The sequence below is a fragment of the Leptolyngbya sp. AN02str genome, assembly GCF_050565595.1.
Lineage (GTDB): Bacteria > Cyanobacteriota > Cyanobacteriia > Elainellales > Elainellaceae > Kaiparowitsia.
This window is the reverse complement of record NZ_JBNXVR010000019.1, coordinates 84913-105928: the sequence shown is the minus strand read 5'-3', so window position 1 is coordinate 105928 and position 21016 is coordinate 84913. Positions and strand designations below refer to the sequence as shown.

Below are 21016 nucleotides of genomic sequence, written 5' to 3'. Positions count from 1 at the left end.
ATGAACAAACCAAAGTTGAGCAACGTTGTAACAGTGCTACAAGTTTTGATTAAACCAGAAAACCCTTGAAAAATGGAGTTTCTAGACCCTGGATGACACAATTTGATAAGAAGAAAGAGATATTTATTCACACTTCTTGACTCAGGAGAAAGTCAATGCTTTCACAATTGATAAATATCCCTAATTTACTTAATTGAATTTATTCATTAAAAACCGCCAGTTTTGCCAAAAAATTGCCAGAAAATTTACTGTACTTTTGCCAGTTCATATGCATTTCAGAATCGGTCAGGGGCATTTTGCTCATTGGATTCACTCATTGGCACTCATTAGAACATTCCCCCCTCTCAGATTGGCGTGCCGTGGGTAGGGGCTACAGTTTTTTGGGAAATTTGTCATGCCGTCCCCTACAGTCAATGTCCAAACGGGGACCCGCTGACACGGTTTAGAGTGGTCACTGCCGAGCGGTTACTGAATACCCATCGGCAGCCGCTAGGCCGGAAACAAGGTGTTACGCTGCGACGATGGTGTTCCAGGCTGGGCGGGCGGTGGTGGCGCTTGCGGGCGAGGCGGCCGTTGAAGTGAAAACAATCGACCGGCGCCATGGGTGGCTTCTACCGTCCAGCCGTTTGCCCGTAGCGCTTCAAACATTGCTCCCGATGGGCGGAACAGTCGCATATCAGGGCTCCAGTTGCGTTCAATGATGGCCAAATCAATCGGCTGTTGCAGCGCAAGCAAAACGACGCGATCGCTCAACTCATAACTCAGCGACAGCAAATCGCCCGTGTTGGTAAAATCATCGCCCACATCACTCACCAAAACTGGAGCCGACAAACCGTTGACTTGCTCAGCAATTTCTCCATTGAAATAGCTGAGATCCTTACACCACCAAGTGGTAGCTAGCGCACTCACCGACAGCGACGCCACACTCGCCGCAAAAAACAGGGCCAAGGCCACACGCCTCCACCATGCCTTGAACTGCGACAGATGAACTGATAGCCAAAAGCCTACCGCGAGCTGAATCGCAGGGAAGCACGCCAGCAAATATCGCGTTGAGCCCGATCGCTTGCCACCCACAATCACATCTGGAATCACCAGCATGAGGAATGGAATCGTGGATGACAGCAGCAGAAACAGCCACATGGCAGGATGCGTTTTTCTCAATAGGGTATAGAACGCAAGGGCGATCGCCATTAAGAATGGCAGTCGGAATAGATAGGTGACGGGATCGTCAAACCCAACATCCAAATCAAAGAACAACGATGTGAAACTTAAGCTCCATAGCCGAGCCAATACTCCAAACCCTGGCGAAACCCTAGCCCAGTCAGTGGTTGCCGTTAACCGCTGGCTGTTGGCAATCATGACCCAGGTCCACGGTGCGTAGAGCAATAGGGCAAGGGCGATCGCCCCTGCATAGCCCAACCAGGGAGCCACCAGCTTTCGCACCCCGCCCATCATGCGAACTTGGGCAGGAGGCACAACAAACTGCCGCAGTAGCACATAAGCCCCCTGAGCCACCACCCCAAAGGTAAAAAAAGGATGGGTATACAGCCCGATCGCATTGATAAGCCCATAGCCCAACCAGTTTGGCCAGTTCGAACTACGGAGCGATCGCAACAGTTGCCAACTACCGGCAATCGTCAGCGCCGTTAGCAAACTATACTGCCGAGCCGTTTGGGCAAACAGCACATCAAACGGAGACAGGGCCAACAGCGTTGTCGCTAATAAAGCCGCCAGGGGAGACGCAAACAGCTCCATCCCCAGCCAGTACATCAACGGCAGAGATAGCAAGCTCAACAACGCCGGAAAGAACCGCGATGCCAGCATCGAGCCACCAAACACATGCATCCATCCTCGGGCCATCACAAAGTAGAACGGCGGATGGTGGGGATCTTCAAGCATGAGCGATCGCACGGTATCGCTCACAGTGCTATCGGGCTTTAAGTCCTGAAATCGTTGCAGCTCAGCCGCAGGCAGGGTCTGATTTTGAAAGACCGCATCATCAATTTCCTGTCGGGTGTAGCCTGCTGCTCGCAGCGAGGTGTAGGTTTCGTCGTGCCAGTACACCTTGCCCGCCAAGTTCACAAAGCGGAATATCACGCCCACCGCAATCAACACCAGCAACACCACCTTAAGTTGCTGGTAGGTGACGCCCACGGCGCCTTTTTCAGAAAACATGCTGCTTCTCACGGTCCCAGTTACCTACTTGAGCCTGCTGACGAAAAGGTCACACCCCATTATGCGGATCTTCACAAATCCTGGAAAAAATCCGACAAGTTTGCCAAGTCTGGGAACACAGGCCGCACAACCTGCATAGAAGCGTGCGTGCGGTAAACCATGCGCCAAGGCACGATTGAGTCAATCCTGCCTTGGGTCAATTGAACTGAATCAAGGTATCTCAATTAAGGGATCGCTGCAACCCGGCGGGGCAAAACTCGGCAGAACCCGCTGAAGCATCGCCCTTGGAGTCCTTACACTTTCCGCAAACCGCATCCACAGGTTCACACAATTTTTGCTCCAAACTTCCCCACATCACTGGACAACGACACAGACTTGTATTCTGAAAAAGGCGGAGCGGAGAGCATTCTGTGGCGATTGATATTCTGATTCTTTCGAATGGTCCAGGCGAAATCACAACGTGGGTGCGTCCTGTGGTGCAAGAGCTGCGACGGCAACTCGGTCACGATCGCAGCCAGGTGCGCATCTCGCTCATTTTGTCACCCTGCCCGAATGCCAGTGGCAAAGAAGTTGCCGTCGCTCGCCGCTATCCCGAAATTGACCGCATTCAAGGGGCACAACACTTCTACTCGTTTTTGCTGTTTGGCAAAACAGAAGAGAACTGGGCTTGGCGCGATCGCGGCGTTGTTTTATTTTTAGGCGGCGATCAAATTTATCCCGTCATCATTGGCAAGCGGTTGGGCTATTCCACTGTCATTTACGCCGAGTGGGAAGCACGCTGGCACCGTTGGGTCAACCGTTTTGCTGTGATGCATCCCACCGTTGCCGAGCGCGCCAAACCACGCTATGCCCACAAGTTCACGGTGGTGGGCGACCTCATGGGCGAAATTGACGATGCCCAGCAGCTTGCTCCTGCGGTTGGCTCGTCTACGACTTCGTCTCGCTCACCCATCATTGGCTTTTTGCCTGGGTCAAAATCGGCCAAGCTGTCGCAAGGGATGCCCCTCATTACAGCGATCGCCAACTATATCCATGCCCACCGCCCCCAGATTCGCTTCGTCATTCCGGTTGCCCCCACGCTAGAGCCTGAAACATTAGCCCAATTTGCCAACCCCGAGCACAATGCGATCGCTCGTTACTTTGGCAATCCTAGCGCCCGTCTGGTAACCACCCAAACCGGCCCCCAGCTCAAAACCTCAAACGGAGCCCAGTTTGAGCTGTATACCCAGTTCCCAGCCTACGATTTGCTGTCGCAATGCACCTTGTGCATCACCACCGTTGGAGCCAATACTGCCGAACTGGGGGCTTTGGCGGTGCCCATGCTGGTACTCATTCCCACCCAACAGCTCGATGCCATGCGCGCATGGGATGGCATTCCTGGGTTGTTAGCCAATTTACCTGGCATTGGCTCAGTCTTGGCTTGGGCCATCAACAGTTGGTTTCTGCGCTCATCGCGGCTGCTGGCATGGCCCAACATTTGGGCAGGCCGCAAAATTGTGCCAGAACTCATTGGCAAGCTCGACCCCCAAGAAGTCGCCCAGCAAGCGTTAGATCTGCTGGACGACCCCACAGCCCTAGCCACCATGCGAGAAAGCATGCGCCAAGCACGTGGCACTCGTGGAGCCGCCCAGAAGATCGTCCATATTCTGATGGAAGAGCTGCACTTGCATCCCTCTGCATAAAGCTCACAGGCAACTCAAACGAACAGCTTTAGGACTTACGCACGTCATCCCCAAACACCAGTCAACTGCGTAAGTCCTGTAGCAGTGAACGTCCCTCTAGTAAAGGAAAGCCCTCCCCCACCCCGAGGGGTGAAGGAGGGCTTAGAATCAGGGTGCATCTACCATTCCATTCTTCCTAGAGGGGGCAGCAGCATCCGGAAAAACTGAGGAGCAAACCGCGAAATTGGGAAACCTTTATACAAGCAGCCGGGTCAAGCAATAAAGGTTTGCTACGAATCGACCCATGTTTCCGGATGGCTTTAGCACTGAAGCAGTTGAACAGTTTTCGTGGGCTTGGCTCACCCAAGTATTTGAAACCACGAACATTTTGTACCAAGAGCGTCCAATTCTGACTCTGAAATTGAAGATGACGATTTGGCGATCGCTGAGACAGCGCTTCCCCTCCTTAAGGCAGAGCTACGGAGTAATGGTTCATTTTTTCATCATGTAAAAAAGCCGTGTTTCTACGGAGTTACGATCGCCCCATATAAGAGTTATGTAAAGGTTAGGTGAAACTCAGCTCAAGATCCGGGAATGCCTCAGCACGACACACTGGGAATAAGGCTATGCTGGCATTAGGAACGCATTCTACCCAACAGGCGATCGCTACAGTTATCACCACCCTATTCATCGCCCCAAATGGCAAACTTGCCAGCTTACAGCGCTGCTGCACAATTGCCGTTTCGGATAGAGCAGGCCAGCCGTTCGGTGTGTTGGCGTTGGCATACCTAACCAGCCAGACCCTATGTGAGAGGAGTGCGCTACGTCCGTGACTCAGGAGTTTCACATTTCAGTGACCCCAGTTGGGAGCCAAGAATATCTGGTGCGGACCGAGCGAGTTGCACCGGGGGTTCCCCTTGCGGAAGAACAAATTGTTTGGGCCGTGGATGATTGGTTGATGCAGGCGCGTCAGCTCATGGGCGACCCCCTATTGGGGTTGCTCCAGAGCGAAAGCCGCAGCCGAGTTGGCAGCTTTGAGGCTCCATCCCCATCAGACAAAGCCTATGGCAACCAGTCTCCTGTGCAAACCATGCCACCGGCGACCTCGCTGGTAGGGCTAGGGCAAACGTTATATAACAGCCTTTTTCAAGGCACTCTGCGCGATAGCTGGATGACCGCTCAAGGCATTGCCCAGCACAAGGGCGAAATGCTGCGGCTGCGATTGGGGCTTAAGGGAACGCTGCTACCTCGGCTGCCATGGGAAGTGATGTACGCCAGCGATCGCGACGGTTCAGCCATGCGTCGCCCCATTGCCACCGGCACCGATGTGGTGTTTTCGCGCTACCAACCCGGCATTGGCATCACAGCCGAACATCCCCTCGCGGCCATTCAGTCCGAGCAACCAATTCGCATTTTGATGGCGATCGCCGCCCCAACCGACCAAGAACGGCTAGAACTACGGCATGAAGCCCTGAACTTGCAGCAAGAGCTGCAGCGCACAGCTGCGTCAACCGTTGAGGGTAACCGCGCTCCCAGCCCCGATTTTGAAGTAACGGTACTCGATCAACCGGGTCGCGAGCAGCTTACCCAGGCGCTAGAGCAAGGCCACTATCATGTTCTGCACTACGCAGGCCACAGCAATTTGGGAGTTTCCGGTGGCAACCTGTATCTCGTCAATCAAAAAACGGGCCTCACTGAAGTGCTCAGCGGCGACGACCTCGCTGGCCTATTAGTCAACAACGGCATTCGTATGGTGGTGTTCAATTCGTGCCGAGGTACACACACCGCCGCCAGCGATCCCGGCACTTCGCTGGATCAGCCTGAGCGAAACCTGGCCGAAGCTTTGGTAAGCCGAGGAATTCCTGCGGTGCTGGCCATGGCCGAAAAAATTCCCGATGATGTAGCGCTGACGCTGACGCGCCTGTTTTATCGCAATTTGAAGCAGGGCTATCCCATCGATCTCAGCTTGAGCCGGGCACGACAAGGGCTCATTTCGGCCTATGGCTCGCATCAGCTGTATTGGGCGTTGCCGGTGCTTTACCTGCATCCTGAATGCGACGGGTATTTGCTGCCGAGCGATCGCGCTCTGGTCAATCCTGCCGATCGGTTGCTGCTGCTGCCCCAAGCCTACGATGCGCCACCCATGCTCGCTGGCGAAGAGCTCGACTATGGAGCATTGTCACCCAATGTTGATTTGGATGATGAGCTAGAAATGATTTCCCGTGCCGTCTTGCTAGAAGACGATGACGAAGCTTTTCCTGCACTGGATCTGTCAACGGCTTTGAAGGCACTGGAAGCAGGCACCGACCTCAGCTATGAGCAAGATGTGGAAGTTGTAGCCGATTTAGTGAAGCAGTTAATGCCCGAATCGGCTGCTTCGCCTACAGATTCGCCTACAGAATCAGCTATCGGCATGGTGCGATCGCCGGATCTCCTTGATCATCCCTCATCAGCAAGCCCCGGCGTTCCCGATCGAAATGGGGACTTGGGGGTTACATCCAACGATGGCTCAACCGCCCAAACTTCTACAGAGGCTCCCACCTCTGCACTGCCCCCAACCCCAACCACAAAGCTGGCACTCGAACCCCGCGCGATCGCATCCGAAACCGGGGCCGATTCCAACGCAAATGTTACCGATTCCAAATCATCTACCGTTTCAACGCCGCCCATTAAGCGACTGTATATTGGGCTGCCCCTGTTAGGAGCAGGCATCGCAGCGATCACAGCGCTGGTGCTGCAAACAATGCCCAACTCGTGGCTAAGCTCACGGCCCCGTCCGGCCGATCTTTTGCCAGCCGCATCGCCTAGTCCTTCTGTTCCCTTGCTTAATCCCAATACGGTAAACCTGGAAACCGCCGATAGCAGCACCGTTACCGCAACAGCCACCATGCAGTTCAACCGCAACAACCTCACCGAGGGTGAGGCGGCCGTGGCAGAACTCTTGGATCGGGGTGCCCTTTCTGCGGCAAAGGCCGCTCTCGATAATGTTCCCAACGATCAGCTGGGGTCGCCAGGTATTAGCTTTTTGCGTGGAAGACTGGCATGGCAATCGGCCAAACAAGGCAACTCCGACTTTAGCGAGGATGATGCGTGGCGCTATTGGAATACGGCTGTTGAAAAGCAGCCGAACTCGGTGTTGTATTTGAATGCGCTGGGATTTGCCTACCATTCCACTGGGCGGCCGCGCGAAGCCTCTGAAGCGTGGTGTCAGTCGCTTGCTCTCACACGGGCCATGATGTCTGCCGCCTCAACGGCGACCAATGGAGCATCCACTCCCGAAACCATGGAGTGCCCAGTCCCAACTCAGCCAATTGCCGAACCAGAAGCCCTAACGGCGATCGCTGGCTATGCCCTTGCGTTGCAGGCTGCCGCCGACTTACCCGAGTACACTCAGCAACGCACGACACTCCTAAGTCGAGCAGCCAATCTATATCAGCTGGTCATGCTATCCGATGCGATCGCCTTTCAAGCCACTGAACTGCAAAACGAATGGCTGTGGACCCCTCAAATGATTGAGGAATGGGAACAATTGTCAACTCAGCTTTTGCAGTAGGGCTGAGTATTTGCCCAAGATAGTTAATAGAGAAATTAGGCTTTTTGGAGCATCCTTTTTTTAACCGGGGAATGCTAACAAGAGCTAGTTCTTCTGCGGCTTCAGCCCTATGTTTAATCCCAAAGATTTAGAAGTTTTCAATCTACCCATTGGGTGGGACAGGAATGATGCTTTGGGAGATGTCTTTTTCCCAAAACTTGGAGCATTGCAAGCCAAACTGAACACCCTGATTCACGAGATATATGGAATCAATATTTCAGAACACTACAATATTTCCTCTACTCCTACCTCATCCCTAAATCCTTGTGGATGGGACAATAAGGTTCGGCGAGATAAAGAATATAGCCTCGCCGCGAACGATCCCTATGAGGCGAGAGTCTGCCTTAGAACAAAGCACAAAGATGCACAAATTCTCCTGAAGAGTGGAAAAGTAACAAACCGCCACTTTGCTTTATTTGGTATTTCTATCGGTGATTGCAGTTACCTACAAGAAAATTTAGGGATTAGGTTAGCAATTTTATTTAGTCCTTATGTTTACTTTAACTATGACCAAAGTGTCCGGGATCAGTTTGTAGAACTAGCCCAAAGCCAGCGTCTCTTTGAACTAGTATTTAATCTTATCGACGAGGCTAAGTTTGGTTATTTACTAAGCTACAATCCTGATAATCCGAAAGTCACAGCATGCGATACAGCATTTTTGGATGGAGAGGCTCAGGTACTTTTTCATCCGATCAATCCAATCGAAGCAACCTTTGCTGGGCTTGCAAGTCTAGTCATAGTTGGTGCAGCGGCTTTTCCCTTATTTGATAGTTTCACCAGAATGTGTAGGGGTGAAACAACTTACATTGATTACTATGAGCGGTTTCATCGTTGGTCAACAGAAAGCCAAATTGAGCATTTTTTGAATGGGTTTTCTGTTGAGCCACTAAGTGACGAATTTATTTGGAGAGCAGAGCAAGAAACCCGCAGTATTTTTCAAGATATCTTTAAGCTCGATTTCAAAAAGACTAGACCAGAGTGGCTAAGATCTTCGAAAGGGCAGCGCCTAGAGCTGGACGGATACAATGAGGAGCTAAAGCTTGCCTTTGAATATCAAGGAGAATATCACTATATGGATGTTCCTATGCATCACCAACAACGCTCACTTAAAGAAGTTCAAAAGAATGATGCACTTAAGCTAAAGCTATGCTCTAAGCACGGAGTTGATTTAATTCAAGTTCCGTACTGGGAGCGGGGAAATCGGCAGTTTGTTATCAATGCACTGCGCTTGCTAAATCGTTTAGAAATTACTCAGCGCTTAGCTTAATTAATCTAGATTGCGACCTGTCAGCTCAACAAAAATATCTTCTAGGTTAGACGGACGCACCATCATACCCGCTTTATTGGGCTGTTGCTCGAAGTGGGCATTGGCCTCGGCCAACGTAGGGAAGAAATGGTAATCCCAGCGATCGCCCTGTTGCTTCATGAGCAAGCCTTCACCGTACTTGTGACGCATCTCTTGCAGCGTACCCAACTCAATCAGCTTACCCCCGTCCATAATGCCAATTCGGTTGGGAATGCCAGAGCCACTAAAGTTAGAATCGCAGAGATACTCCACCTCTTCCATATAATGCGTCGTCAGCAAAATCGTCATGCCCTGCTGATTTAAGCCCTTAATAATTTCCCAAAGACGCCGTCGCGTTTGGGGATCGAGGCCAACGGTCGGCTCATCCAAAAACAGAATGCGAGGCCGATGCAGCAGGGCGCGAGCAATTTGCAACCGCCGCTTCATTCCACCCGATAGCGTCTTCACATAGTCATCACGGCGATCGCTCAGCTCCACATACTCCAGCCATTCCGCAATCTCACGTTGACGACGCGGATTGGGAATATGGTGCATGCGCCCATGAAATTCCATGTTCTCCCACACCGTGAGATCCACATCCACACTCATTTGCTGAAGCACCACCCCAATTTGCTGTTTCACCAGCACGGGCTGCTTCATCACATCAAAGCCTTCAATAAAAATTTGCCCCTGGCTAGGTTGAGTCAGCGTGGTGATCATGCGAATGGTCGTGGATTTCCCTGCACCATTTGGCCCCAGCAATCCAAAAATTTCTCCTGGCTGAATGGCAAGCGACAAATCATTCACAACCGGAGTGTTGTTGTAAACCTTAAACACATTTTGAAGCGTAACCGCCGCTGCCATAGCTAATTGGGGAACTCAAGCCTGAAAATTGTCTTCTTTACATAAGGTAACACTGAGGGTGATCTTGATGTGAGGAACCTTGCTCCGGCGATCGCGCAGAGTTCACCATCCGTCGGCATCTAACTGGCAAACAAGATTGGCAAACAAGATGCTGTGTCTTGCTGTGTCTGTCGCGATCGCCTACCAACACCGTGGGATGTTACGGATTTTTACGGGAATGATAGAAAAACTGACCAGTGCGATCGTTGGCCTTTGGTTGACAGCTGGTTGACAGCACCCTCTCACCTGCCTACTTCACCTAACTCAGCATTCAATGGTCTCTAGCGATCGCGGCCTCACTTCAGATGTGCGGCAAATCAAACTGCCCCGACGGTTAATCTGGGCTGTGATCATCATTTGCATCTTGCCCCTGAGTCTTAACCTGATTGGGCTCAACTTTGGCATCGCGGAATCGTCCATTGATTTCTCGACCGTAGCCTCACTTCCCTCCGATCACGTCACCAACCTGCTGCACCGCACCTTAGCCGGTAGCTTTGTGCACACCATACTGGAATGGAGTGCTTTTTGCAGCGCTATCTTTACCGTCATTTTGGCCTTCGCCTACTTTGGCATTCAGCGCGATGCCACAACCCCCATTATCGGCATGACGCTGCTGTGCGCCGGGGTTATGGATGCATTTCACACCTTGGCAGCTGATCGCTTAATTGGGGCATCCGGCAACGATCCCAATCTTGTGCCGTTTACCTGGGCACTCTGCCGCATGGGCAATGCCCTACTCACGATGGTGGGTGTGGGCTTTTTCATTTGGCTTAAACCCCGCACTTGGACCCGCAGCACATCCTTTGTAGTGGCGGCTAGCATTAGCCTGGGGGCGATCGCCTACGCCACCATCCAAATCTGTGCAACTCGCCAAAGCCTTCCCACAACCCTCTTTCCAAACTCGCTTATTACCCGCCCGTGGGATGTCATTCCCCTCGTGCTCTTTTTGGTGTCGGGCCTATGGATTTATCCCAAATTTTATCAACACAACCCCAGCATTTTTTCCCATGCGCTGGTGGTAAGCACCATTCCCAATGTGGCCACCCAGCTACACATGGCTTTTGGCTCCACAGCCCTATTCGACAACCACTTCAACGTGGCCCATTTTCTCAAAATCGTGGCTTACTTCGTGCCTTTAGCTGGCCTAATTTTGAACTATGTGAATGTGCATCGCGAGGTCAGCTGTAATAACCAAAACCTGCAACGAGAGATTGTGGAGCGCAAACAGGCAGAGCAAGTTCTACTGGAAAGCGAACACAAAGAGCGAGAAAAGTCACATCAGCTAGAACGAGCCCTTTGCGAACTTCAGCAAGCTCAGGCGCAACTCGTACAGGGTGAAAAAATGTCGAGTCTGGGTCAACTAGTCGCAGGCATTGCCCATGAAATTAACAACCCGGTCAATTTCATTCACGGCAATATCCACCACGCCAATCAATACATTCAAGATCTGCTCAGCCTGTTAAACCTCTATCAAGCCTCTCCCAATTCAGTAGATCCCGACATTCAGCAAAAAATTGATGACATTGACCTGGAGTTTATCCAACAAGATTTGCCCAAGCTGTTGAACTCGATTCAGATAGGCTCCGATCGAATTCGTGATATTGTGCATGCCCTGCGCGTCTTCTCACGATTGGATGAGGCCGAGGTTAAAGCAGTCGATCTCCATCAGGGGATCGATAGCACACTCATGATTTTGCATAGCCGACTAAAGACCCAACCCCACCGCCCAGAAATAGCGGTGGTCAAAGAGTATGCAACGTTGCCGCTGGTGCAGTGTTATGCAGGCCAGCTGAATCAAGTATTCATGAATATTTTGAGCAATGCGATCGACGCCTTAGAAGAAGTGTGGACGACACCGTTGAGGCAACTCATCCCAACTGAAGCAATCAGTGTAAGCGCCAGTTGCCCGATCGCACCTGGCACAAGCAAACTAGCGGCCGAACGGCAGGCTCCAGTTCCTGGCCCCCAAATCACCATCCGCACCAGCATCGACGAATCTGGCTGGGTTACCGTGGCGATCGCCGACAACGGCCCAGGCATTCCAGAAGGCATTCAAAAAGAAATTTTCAACCCCTTTTTCACAACCAAACCCATCGGCAAAGGCACCGGGTTGGGGATGTCGATTAGCTACCAAATTGTGACCGAAAAACACGGCGGCACATTGGAATGTACCTCTCAACCCCCGGTTGGCACCACCTTCCTTATCCGCATTCCCACCACGCAATCAGCACTGGCCTAATTGAACAGGCTACGGTGCCGCTTTCCTGTCATTTCCTGTCAATTTAGTGTTTGAGAATTACATGATTCCTGGGAATTCTGGGACAAAGTCCGGAGAGACAGGATGCATCTGGAATCGACGACAGAGTGGGAGCAGGTACGACAGCGATTTCGAGAAATTTGGGGATACAACGACTTTCGGGCGCCGCAGGGCGAAGTTGTGCAGTGTTTGCTGGCTGGACGGGATGCGTTAGTCGTCATGCCGACGGGCGGTGGTAAATCCATTTGTTTTCAGCTGCCAGCCTTGCTGCAGCGGGGGCTGACGCTGGTGGTGTCTCCCTTGGTGGCGCTGATGGAGAATCAGGTACAGGAGCTACGAGAGCGGCGAGTGCCTGCCGCAGTGCTGCACAGTCAACTGGGCAAATCGGAGCGCCGGAAAGTGCTGTGGCAAATTCAGCAGCAGCAGCTCAGGTTGCTCTATCTCTCTCCCGAAACCTTATTGAATCCAGCTGTGTGGAATGTGCTGTGCGAGCCACAGGTATCCATTCGGGCGCTAGTTTTGGATGAGGCGCATTGTTTGGCGCAGTGGGGAGATTCGTTTCGTCCGGCATATCGGCGGTTGGGAATGGTGCGCGAGGCATTGCTTGCCCACAAGCCAGCAGGATCTCGTATGGCGATCGCCGCTTTTACTGCCACAGCCGATCCCCAAACCCAGCAGATCATCCAATCTGTACTGCAATTGCAGCATCCTCAGCAAATCTGTGTGAATCCCTATCGCCCCAATTTGGCCTTATCGGTTCAAACCGTATGGACGCCCAGGGGCCGACGAAAGCGAGTACACCAGTTTGTACAGCAGCACCGAGGGGAATCGGGATTGGTGTATGCGCGCACACGCCGGGGAACCGAGGCCCTAGCCGAGTGGCTAACCCAACAGGGCGATCGCACCGTGGCCTATCACGCTGGATTGAGTCCGCAAGAACGAAGGCGGATCGAAGCCGCATGGCTGGGTGGCGAGTTGCCCTTTGTGGTATGTACCTCGGCCTTTGGCATGGGGATTAACAACAGTGCCGTGCGCTGGGTGATGCATTTTCAAGCGCCCGCGTTGCTATCGGAATATGTGCAGGAAGTGGGTCGCGCCGGACGCGACGGCCAGCCAGCCCAAGCGTTAACGCTGATAAGCGAGCCAACCGGATGGTTTGACCCAACCGATCGGCAAATGGGTCGCTACTTTGCTCAACGGGAGCGATCGCTTCAGCAGTTGGCCCATCGCTTGCATCGCCGCATCCCATCCGAAGGAGAGATTCGGGCGATCGCGCACCAGCACACCGACGGAGAATTGGTGCTGGCATGGCTGCATCGCCAAGGCTATGTCGAGTGGGTTGGCCCATTTCACTATCGGCTCATTGCCGCTAATCCAGTGGGCAAGCAATGGCGCAACAGGCAAAACGCTTCTGCCATGGCGGCATATCTTGCAAGGCCAACTTGCCGCTGGCAAGCTATTTTGGCTGCTTTTGGATTTGCAGCCGAGGCCAAGACGCTACGCTGCGGTACGTGCGATCGCTGTCGGGCTAAGCGGCGATCGACTTAAGCGGTAAGGTAAACCAAAACTGCGCCCCCGATACGGGCGTACTCATGACTCCAATCTCGCCGCCGTGAGCGCGCACAATTTGCTGGCATAAGTAGAGCCCCAACCCCAGTCCGTGGGTATGGCCGGTATTAGCCCCTCGCTCAAATAAACTAAAGAGCTGCGATCGCTGATCGGCAGGAATGCCAATCCCATTATCCTGTACACTGCACCGAATCACACTGCCATCCACAACCGCCGCCAAAACGATGTGCACACCGGGGGGATTATGCTTCAGCGCATTGCCAATTAAGTGCTCAAACACGCGTTCAATTTGTACAGCATCGGCCATTACCGTTGGTAAATCCGAAGCGACATCAACCACAAGGCTCGCCTGATTTTTGTCGAGCAAGCTCTGTAATTGGTGCACTGTGTGGGGAATTACATCATGCAAAGCCAGGGGTTCTAGCTTGAGGGGCATGGGTCGAGCATTGCCCTCATACACATCCAGCAGGGCTTCGATCAAGCTCAGGTGGCGATCGCCCCCCTCCACCATACGTTCCACAAAGGAGCGCGAGACCAAAATTTGCTCACCCGTGGCATGGGCGCAGCATCCAATGCCTTGCAACAAGTTTTGCAACACCATTTGCATTCCCAATACCGGGTTGCGCAAATCGTGAGAAATTGCATGCAGCATCAGCTGAAGAGAGTGCTGCACCTCCTGCAAATGCTGGGTTTGCTCATGTAACTGATGCTGCAAATGCTGAGCCGTGAGATAGGCCGAAAGTCGAGCAGCCACGAGCCGAGGATGCAACGGGGACAGCAACACATCCGTCACTCCAGCGTCAAAGGCCGCATCCACCGCAGAAGAGGTAGCTTCGTTCAACACCAACAACACAGGAATCGCTTCTGAAATGCCCTGCTCCCACAACCGACGACAGCAGGCGACCCCCGACGTATCTTCTAAATGGCTGCCCACAACGATGAGGGCTGGAGATTGCGTAGCAAGGGAGGCGATCGCACCGACTTCCGTTGTCACCAAAATCGGCTGTGCAGATTCCATCTGTGAGGCCTGGATCAAAACATCCTGGGTTGGTGCCGAAGCCGCTACTATCAATACCGCCGCTGACAGGTCTGCCTCCGTATTCATGCTTTGCGTCTAAGACTCTCCACGGGCTTACTTCTGCATCTTAGTTTGGGCCTTTTCCAGCCGACCTCACTCTACCGGGTGTTTCTCGCTACCTGCGGGTTTCCTGCCCAGGCTGTCACTTGGGTTTATCGAGCAGCGATCGCCAAATCCAGCTTCCAGCCCTATCTTCACTCCCCACATTCCAACCCTGACGTGCAGTGGAAGACCGCCAGCGCGATCGCCATCAGGTTTGTGACCCAATCCTCAGGCCATACGCTACACTTGATGAGTGCTGGTTCCACGAGCCAGCACATGCTTCAAGACACTACGTGATTCAGCAACGTTGTCGGAAGTGGGGCCAACCCGCTTTTTTTTGTTTCGATTTTTCCCACCTGTAACGGTTTACTTTCTGAAACTCTAATCTGAAACAATGACTCACCCGCTCGTTCCTCACATTCTAGAGATCGCGGCTCCCGTAGCAGCACCTCTTGGGCTTGAAGTCGTGGCTGTGGTGTTTCATACCAACCAAAGTCCTCCCGTTTTGAGGATAGATATTCGCAATCTACAACAAGACACCAGTTTGAACGATTGCGAACGCATGACCCATGCTCTGGAAGCTGCCCTGGATGCCGCCGCCGAAGACCTCCCAGATTCCTATATTTTGGAAGTTTCAAGCCCTGGCATTTCTCGCTGGCTCTCCACCGATCGAGAGTTTGTGTCCTTCAAGGGGTTTCCTGTCATCGTAACAACTACTGAGCCCATCAATGGGCACCAGTCGTTTGCAGGCCAGCTCATTCGACGCGATGAGGAAGCTGTGTATCTTAGCCAAAAGGGGCGGGCGATCGCCATTCCTCGTGCCGTGCTTCATACCGTAGAACTGAGCGATCGCCAGCCCTAAATTGGCAGTCCTCATCTGCCTTCGATGGAGCGATGGAGCGAAAAACTCTCGTGCCTATTCTTCACACAGAGTTTTCGTGAAACCCCAGGGCATGGTCAGGCACTGCATCCAACCAACCCAGGCATCCCGCTACGAGCTGCGCGATTTGCCTACTGCAACAACTTAATAGCTACGGAGGCTAAAACCAAATATGTCCATGGTCACTCTGCCGGGTTTGCAAGAGCTGATAGACGGCATCAGCCGGGAACGGAACCTACCCAAGCACGCGGTACAAGCAGCGTTGCGAGAAGCATTGCTTAAAGGATACGAGCGCTACCGCCGCACCAATCGACCCGAAAGCAACCTATTTGACGAAGAATATTTCAACAACTTTGAGGTTGAGCTCGACATTGACGATGAAGGCTTCCGAGTCCTAGCCACCAAAACCATCGTCGAAACCGTCGATAATCCCGACCACCATATTTCGCTACAAGAGGTCCAAGAAGTCGCCCCCGAGGCACAATTGGGCGACACCGTGGTGCTGGATGTGACCCCCGATCAAAACGAATTTGGGCGGATGGCCGCCATTCAAACCAAGCAGGTCCTCGCCCAAAAGCTGCGCGACCAACAGCGCAAGCTCATTCAAGAAGAATTTCAAGAACTTGAAGGGACGGTTCTGCAAGCGCGGGTTCTACGGTTTGAGCGTCAGTCCATCATCATGGCGGTGAATAGCGGCTTTGGTCAGCCCGAAGTGGAAGCCGAATTGCTCAAGCGAGATCAGCTCCCCAACGACAACTATCGCGCCAACATGACCTTCCGGGTGTTGCTGAAGCGCGTGTCTGAAGGGTCGCACCGTGGTCCTCAGCTGTTAGTTTCTCGGGCTGATGCTGGCCTAGTGGTCGATTTATTTGCGACGGAAGTGCCCGAAATTGAAGACGAGATTGTACGGATTGTAGCCGTGGCTCGCGAGGCTAATCCTCCCTCGCGCTCGGTGGGGCCGCGCACCAAAATTGCGGTAGACACGCTGGAACGGGATGTTGATCCCGTGGGGGCGTGCATTGGTGCTCGGGGATCTCGTATTCAAGCTGTCGTGAACGAACTGCGCGGCGAAAAGATTGACGTGATCCGATGGTCACCCGATCCAGCCACGTATATTTCGAATGCGCTAAGTCCGGCTCGGGTAGAGCAGGTGATTCTGGTCAATCCCGAAGAGCGGCAGGCCCATGTGCTGGTGCCGGATGATCAGCTGAGCTTGGCGATCGGCAAAGAAGGCCAAAACGTGCGCCTAGCAGCTCGTTTGACCGGGTGGAAGATCGACATCAAAGATGCTTCGAAGTATGATTTTGAGGCGGAAGGCAAGAAGATGGCCGAGCTGGCCGAACAGCGTCGCCTCGCTCAGGAGGAGGAAGAGCGCTACGCGGCTGAGCTAGCCGCGGAAGAAGCCGAATATGCCGAAGATTATGATGAAGAGGAAGAGGACGAAGAGGCGATCGCTCCAGTCTCTGCCGAGGTTGATATAGCGAACGAATCCGATCTCGATGAGCTGGAGGAGGAAGACGCCGCTAGCGTTTCGGCAGAACCTGACGATGGCTTAGGTGAGGCGGCTGAAGCGGCACTCCAGCGCCCAGAATAGTTGCGATCGCGATCGCAACAATGATGAGCCCGGTGCTGTGTGAGATTCCTGACCATTCGGGTCTCACACAGCATTGAAAGGCATCTCATCCACAGTTGTTCATCCGTCCTGGCTTATGGAACCCAACTATCGACGCTGTATTAGCTGTCGAACGATCGCTCACAAATCCAACTTTTGGAAGATTGTCCGGGTTCATCCATCACGGACGATACAATTAGAACAGGGGATGGGTCGCTCAGCCTATCTATGCCGCTGCGAAAGCTGCTTACAAGCTGCGCAGAAAAAGGATCGACTGGGGCGATCGCTCAAAGCTTCTGTGCCCGATGAAATTTATAAAACGTTGTGGCAAAAGCTAAATTCTACAGGAAATCGTGAATCCCCGTGAGCAAAACGATATACTGAACTGTGGTTTCCGCAATACAGCACTTTTATCTGTGCTGTAGCTTCAGTAAACGGTCATTAAATAAAGGTAAATAGGAGGAAATTGCAGCAATCAGTCATATAACGTGAGGTTAAATCACCTCCCAATTTAGAAACTGGTGCTCAGTTTCCACGGTTGTTTCCGCTCAGTGGTGTCCATTCGCGAATTTCGATATCTCGGTATCTCGTCAAACCGTTGTGGGATCTTCCTGCACGAGAGCAAGGCTAGTAGGCTCAACACTGCCCATCTATTGCTTCTCCAAAACGACCAACGTGCAGGCACAGATGACAAACGGTAGAGACAAACCAGAGACGCAAACAAGTCGCGAAACTAAGAGAAGACACATTCAGCGCGATCGCACTGAATGCGTATTGCTCATCTCCAAACACCAGTTGACAGATCGAATCGCTATAATCAACCGAGTGCGAAGCGAAACCAACACGTGTCGTTTTAGAAAAAAAGTGGGTTGTTCTATGTAACAATCGGTCGGTGCAAACGAGGTTAGAGTGGATGAACAACGGCAAGGTTAGAATTTACGAATTATCAAAAGAATTGAACCTGGATAACCGAGAAATTTTGGACGTTTGTGAACAATTGAACATTCCCGTAAAAAGTCATAGCAGCACCATCTCAGAAGCTGAAGCCGCTCAGATTCGTTCTGCCGCCGCGAAAATCATTCAAAACCCCTCACCCTCTTCCGGTAAGCCGACCTCTTCGTCTCATTCTTCTATGACCCAGCCGAAAAAAGGATTGTCTCAGCCTCCTGTCAAAAAGCAGCAGATTCTAGAGGTTCGTAGACATCGCTCAACTGCAGAACCGCCCAAGCGACCAGAAGCACCCGCTCCATCGGCTCCCGCGCCCGAGGCAACAGCAGCACCCACTCCTGCGCGTCCTGCTAGCGTCGAGCCGCCATCCCGTCCTGCGTCGCCCAATCGGCCTATCAAAGCGCAACCTGCGGAACCGATGGCAGAGCCTGCAGCAGCAGTGCAACCTGCTCCGCAACACTCTACTCCCGAGCCAGAGAAGAAACCCATATCTATTACTGAAACAGAACCGGAAGCCCCGTCACTCGTTGGGCCTCCCGTCAAACCCGTTGTTCGACGAGAAACTCCCTCTGGCGTGAATCGCCCAATCCTACGGAAAGCCGAGCCTCCCATTCGCAAAAGCACGGCTGCTCGTGCAGCAGGAGATGGTAGTCGTTCAAATGCCCCATCCGGCCGCATTTCCATTACTGAAGTAGATGAGCCACCCACACGGCGCGAAAAGCCAGTAATTGAGCTGCGCCGCCGCCCCACTCGCCCATCCGAAGCTGAAGAGGGTGCAAGCGGCACCAATCCAGCCATCAACATCGTGCCGGAAGTTGAGTTGAAGCGCCCCGAGCGTCCTATTCCAGCCAAAGCGGTCAAGCGCGGTAAAGACTGGGAAGAAGAGGACGATGAGCGCGAAGGCGCAAAAGCAGGCAAGGTTGCTCCCAAAGGCAAGCGACGTACCGTCGTGGTTGAAGAAGAAGATCTCGACCTTGATGATCTGCTGGACGGCGATCAGGATGATGAGTCGTCAGCATCGATGGTTAGCCTCTCGTTGGCTCGTCCTCCCAAGCCTAAGGGACGTCCTATTGCCGCAAAACCAGCTGCTTCGGCACCCGCTCGTAAAAAGCCATCTGGTCCCTCCGAATCGCGTTATCAGCGCCGTGAGCGCCGTGAACAAGAAGCCAGCAAGCAACGTCCCGAACTCATTACCCTTACGGGCGGCTTGTCAGTTGCTGAGCTAGCAGAGCAGCTTGTAGTTCCTGACACCGAGATCATCAAAACTCTGTTTACCAAGGGCATTATGACCTCGGTAAACCAAATTCTGGATATTCCTACCGCAACTATCGTGGCCGAGGAATTGGGAGTTTTGGTGGATACTGCAGCCCAAGAGGCCGAGGCTAAGAAAGTCACTGAAATGATCAGTGCCGACGACCTCCAGCACTTGCAGCGTCGCCCACCTGTGGTGACGATCATGGGACACGTTGACCACGGTAAAACGACCCTCCTGGACAGCATCCGTAAAACGAAGGTGGCTCAAGGGGAAGCAGGTGGTATTACCCAGCACATTGGGGCCTACCACGTTGATGTGGAACACAACGGCAAGAGCGAACAGGTTGTCTTTTTAGACACACCTGGTCACGAAGCGTTCACCGCAATGCGGGCTCGTGGCGCTCGGGTCACCGACATTGCTGTGCTTGTGGTTGCGGCAGATGACGGAGTTCGTCCTCAAACCATTGAAGCAATTAGCCACGCCAAGGCCGCCGAGGTTCCGGTGGTGGTAGCTATCAACAAGGTTGACAAGGAAGAAGCTAACCCCGATCGCGTGAAGCAAGAACTCATGGAGCACAACCTTGTTCCAGAAGAATGGGGTGGCGACACGATCATGGTTCCTGTGAGCGCACTCACGGGCGACAATTTGGACAACTTGTTAGAGATGCTGCTGTTGGTAGCCGAGGTCGAAGACCTGCATGCCAACCCCGATCGCCCTGCTAGAGGAACCGTGATCGAGGCCAACCTCGACAAGTCCAAGGGGCCTGTTGCCACACTGTTGGTTCAAAACGGAACCCTCCGTGTTGGCGATGTGCTGGTCGCTGGCTCTGTCTTCGGTAAAGTCCGCGCCATGATTGACGATCGTGGACATCGAGTCGATAGCGTTTCCCCATCATTTGCGGTGGAGGTGCTGGGCTTAAGCGACGTACCAGCAGCGGGTGACGAGTTTGAAGTGTACCGTGAGGAGAAGGAAGCCCGCTCGATTGCCGATAAGCGCATGGATCAGCAGCGCCAGTCGCGCCTACAGCAGGCAATGGCTTCTCGCCGAGTCAGTCTCAATACTCTCTCTGCTCAGGCCCAAGAGGGTGACCTGAAGGAACTCAATTTGGTTCTTAAGGCAGACGTCCAAGGTTCCGTAGAGGCCATTTTGGGTGCTTTGCAACAACTGCCTCAAAAAGAGGTGCAGGTACGAGTTTTGTTGGCAGCTCCCGGTGAGATCACCGAAACGGATGTGGACTTGGCCGCCGCCAGTAACGCTGTTATTGTGGGCTTCAACACAACATTTGCCAGTGGTGCCCGCAAGGCTGCCGATGAAGCCGATGTTGACGTTCGAGATTACACCATCATCTACAACCTGTTGGATGATGTGCAGGGTGCCATGGAAGGCTTGCTCGATCCTGAACTTGTGGAAGAGCCCTTGGGCGAAGTGGAAGTTCGTGCCGTGTTCAAGGTGGGCAATGGTACGGTCGCAGGCTGTTATGTGAAGTCTGGTAAGGCGATTCGGAACTGTAAGATCCGGGTACGCCGAGGTGGCCAAGAAATCTTTAGCGGCACTCTCGATTCCCTGAAGCGGATGAAAGATGACGTGAAAGAAGTGAATGCTGGCTACGAGTGCGGTTTGGGCTGCGATGACTTTAAAGACTGGCAAGAAGGCGACATGGTGGAAACCTACCGCTTGGCCACGAAGCGTCGTACCCTAAGTGCCTAACACTTCAATTCATGACTTCGGTCATGCATGAAGCCACTAAATCTAGAGCCAT

General features: G+C 52.9%; 14 protein-coding genes. 11 read left to right on the top strand and 3 right to left on the bottom strand.

Going from position 1 to position 21016, the window contains the following annotated elements:
• Positions 1-489: 489 nt before the first annotated feature.
• A complete protein-coding gene (locus ACQ4M4_RS15775; protein ID WP_430685394.1) occupies positions 490-2175 on the bottom strand; it encodes a glycosyltransferase family 39 protein in 1686 nt (561 codons plus the stop codon).
• Positions 2176-2585: 410 nt separating this feature from the next.
• Between ACQ4M4_RS15775 and ACQ4M4_RS15770 the strand changes: the two genes are divergently transcribed.
• From ACQ4M4_RS15770 to ACQ4M4_RS15755, 4 genes are all read left to right on the top strand, one after another.
• Positions 2586-3857, top strand: coding sequence for a lipid-A-disaccharide synthase (locus ACQ4M4_RS15770; RefSeq protein WP_430685393.1), 1272 nt, complete (start codon positions 2586-2588; stop codon positions 3855-3857).
• A gap of 605 nt (positions 3858-4462) precedes the next feature.
• Entirely contained in the window at positions 4463-4669 is a 207-nt protein-coding gene (locus ACQ4M4_RS15765; protein ID WP_430685392.1) for a hypothetical protein, read from the top strand.
• Positions 4666-7389: a CHAT domain-containing protein gene (locus ACQ4M4_RS15760; protein ID WP_430685391.1), complete on the top strand. Its 2724-nt coding sequence runs from the start codon at positions 4666-4668 to the stop codon at positions 7387-7389. The genes ACQ4M4_RS15765 and ACQ4M4_RS15760 overlap by 4 nt, the downstream gene beginning before the upstream one ends.
• 109 nt (positions 7390-7498) lie before the next feature.
• The gene (locus ACQ4M4_RS15755) at positions 7499-8695 is read left to right on the top strand and encodes a hypothetical protein (protein WP_430685390.1); all 1197 of its coding nucleotides are present in this window, start codon (positions 7499-7501) and stop codon (positions 8693-8695) included.
• On the opposite strand, the gene ACQ4M4_RS15750 is transcribed toward ACQ4M4_RS15755, so the two are convergent.
• Positions 8696-9577 carry an ABC transporter ATP-binding protein gene (locus ACQ4M4_RS15750; protein WP_430685389.1) on the bottom strand — a complete coding sequence of 294 codons (882 nt, stop codon included), beginning with the start codon at positions 9575-9577 and terminating at the stop codon, positions 8696-8698.
• 313 nt (positions 9578-9890) lie between these two features.
• Here ACQ4M4_RS15750 and ACQ4M4_RS15745 point away from each other — a divergent pair, with 313 nt between their 5' ends.
• Positions 9891-11855: an ATP-binding protein gene (locus tag ACQ4M4_RS15745; protein WP_430685388.1), complete on the top strand. Its 1965-nt coding sequence runs from the start codon at positions 9891-9893 to the stop codon at positions 11853-11855.
• Between the two features lie 102 nt (positions 11856-11957).
• Positions 11958-13421, top strand: a complete 1464-nt coding sequence (locus ACQ4M4_RS15740; RefSeq protein ID WP_430685387.1) for a RecQ family ATP-dependent DNA helicase — start codon at positions 11958-11960, stop codon at positions 13419-13421.
• Here ACQ4M4_RS15740 and ACQ4M4_RS15735 read toward each other — a convergent pair.
• Positions 13402-14547, bottom strand: a complete 1146-nt coding sequence (locus tag ACQ4M4_RS15735) for a hybrid sensor histidine kinase/response regulator (RefSeq protein ID WP_430685386.1) — start codon at positions 14545-14547, stop codon at positions 13402-13404. The two genes, ACQ4M4_RS15740 and ACQ4M4_RS15735, sit on opposite strands and share 20 nt — an antisense overlap.
• A gap of 45 nt (positions 14548-14592) precedes the next feature.
• On the opposite strand from ACQ4M4_RS15735, the gene ACQ4M4_RS15730 reads away from it, so the two are divergent.
• The 5 genes from ACQ4M4_RS15730 (at position 14593) to infB (ending at position 20964) form a co-directional block, all read left to right on the top strand.
• Entirely contained in the window at positions 14593-14859 is a 267-nt protein-coding gene (locus tag ACQ4M4_RS15730; protein WP_430685385.1) for a hypothetical protein, read from the top strand.
• 97 nt (positions 14860-14956) lie between these two features.
• A complete protein-coding gene (rimP, locus tag ACQ4M4_RS15725) occupies positions 14957-15424 on the top strand; it encodes a ribosome maturation factor RimP (protein ID WP_430685384.1) in 468 nt (155 codons plus the stop codon).
• Positions 15425-15614: 190 nt separating this feature from the next.
• A complete protein-coding gene (gene nusA, locus ACQ4M4_RS15720; RefSeq protein ID WP_430685383.1) occupies positions 15615-17036 on the top strand; it encodes a transcription termination factor NusA in 1422 nt (473 codons plus the stop codon).
• A 115-nt stretch (positions 17037-17151) separates the two neighbouring features.
• Positions 17152-17421, top strand: coding sequence for a YlxR family protein (locus tag ACQ4M4_RS15715; RefSeq protein ID WP_430685382.1), 270 nt, complete (start codon positions 17152-17154; stop codon positions 17419-17421).
• Positions 17422-17967: 546 nt separating this feature from the next.
• The gene (infB, locus tag ACQ4M4_RS15710; RefSeq protein ID WP_430685381.1) at positions 17968-20964 is read left to right on the top strand and encodes a translation initiation factor IF-2; all 2997 of its coding nucleotides are present in this window, start codon (positions 17968-17970) and stop codon (positions 20962-20964) included.
• Positions 20965-21016: the final 52 nt, after the last annotated feature.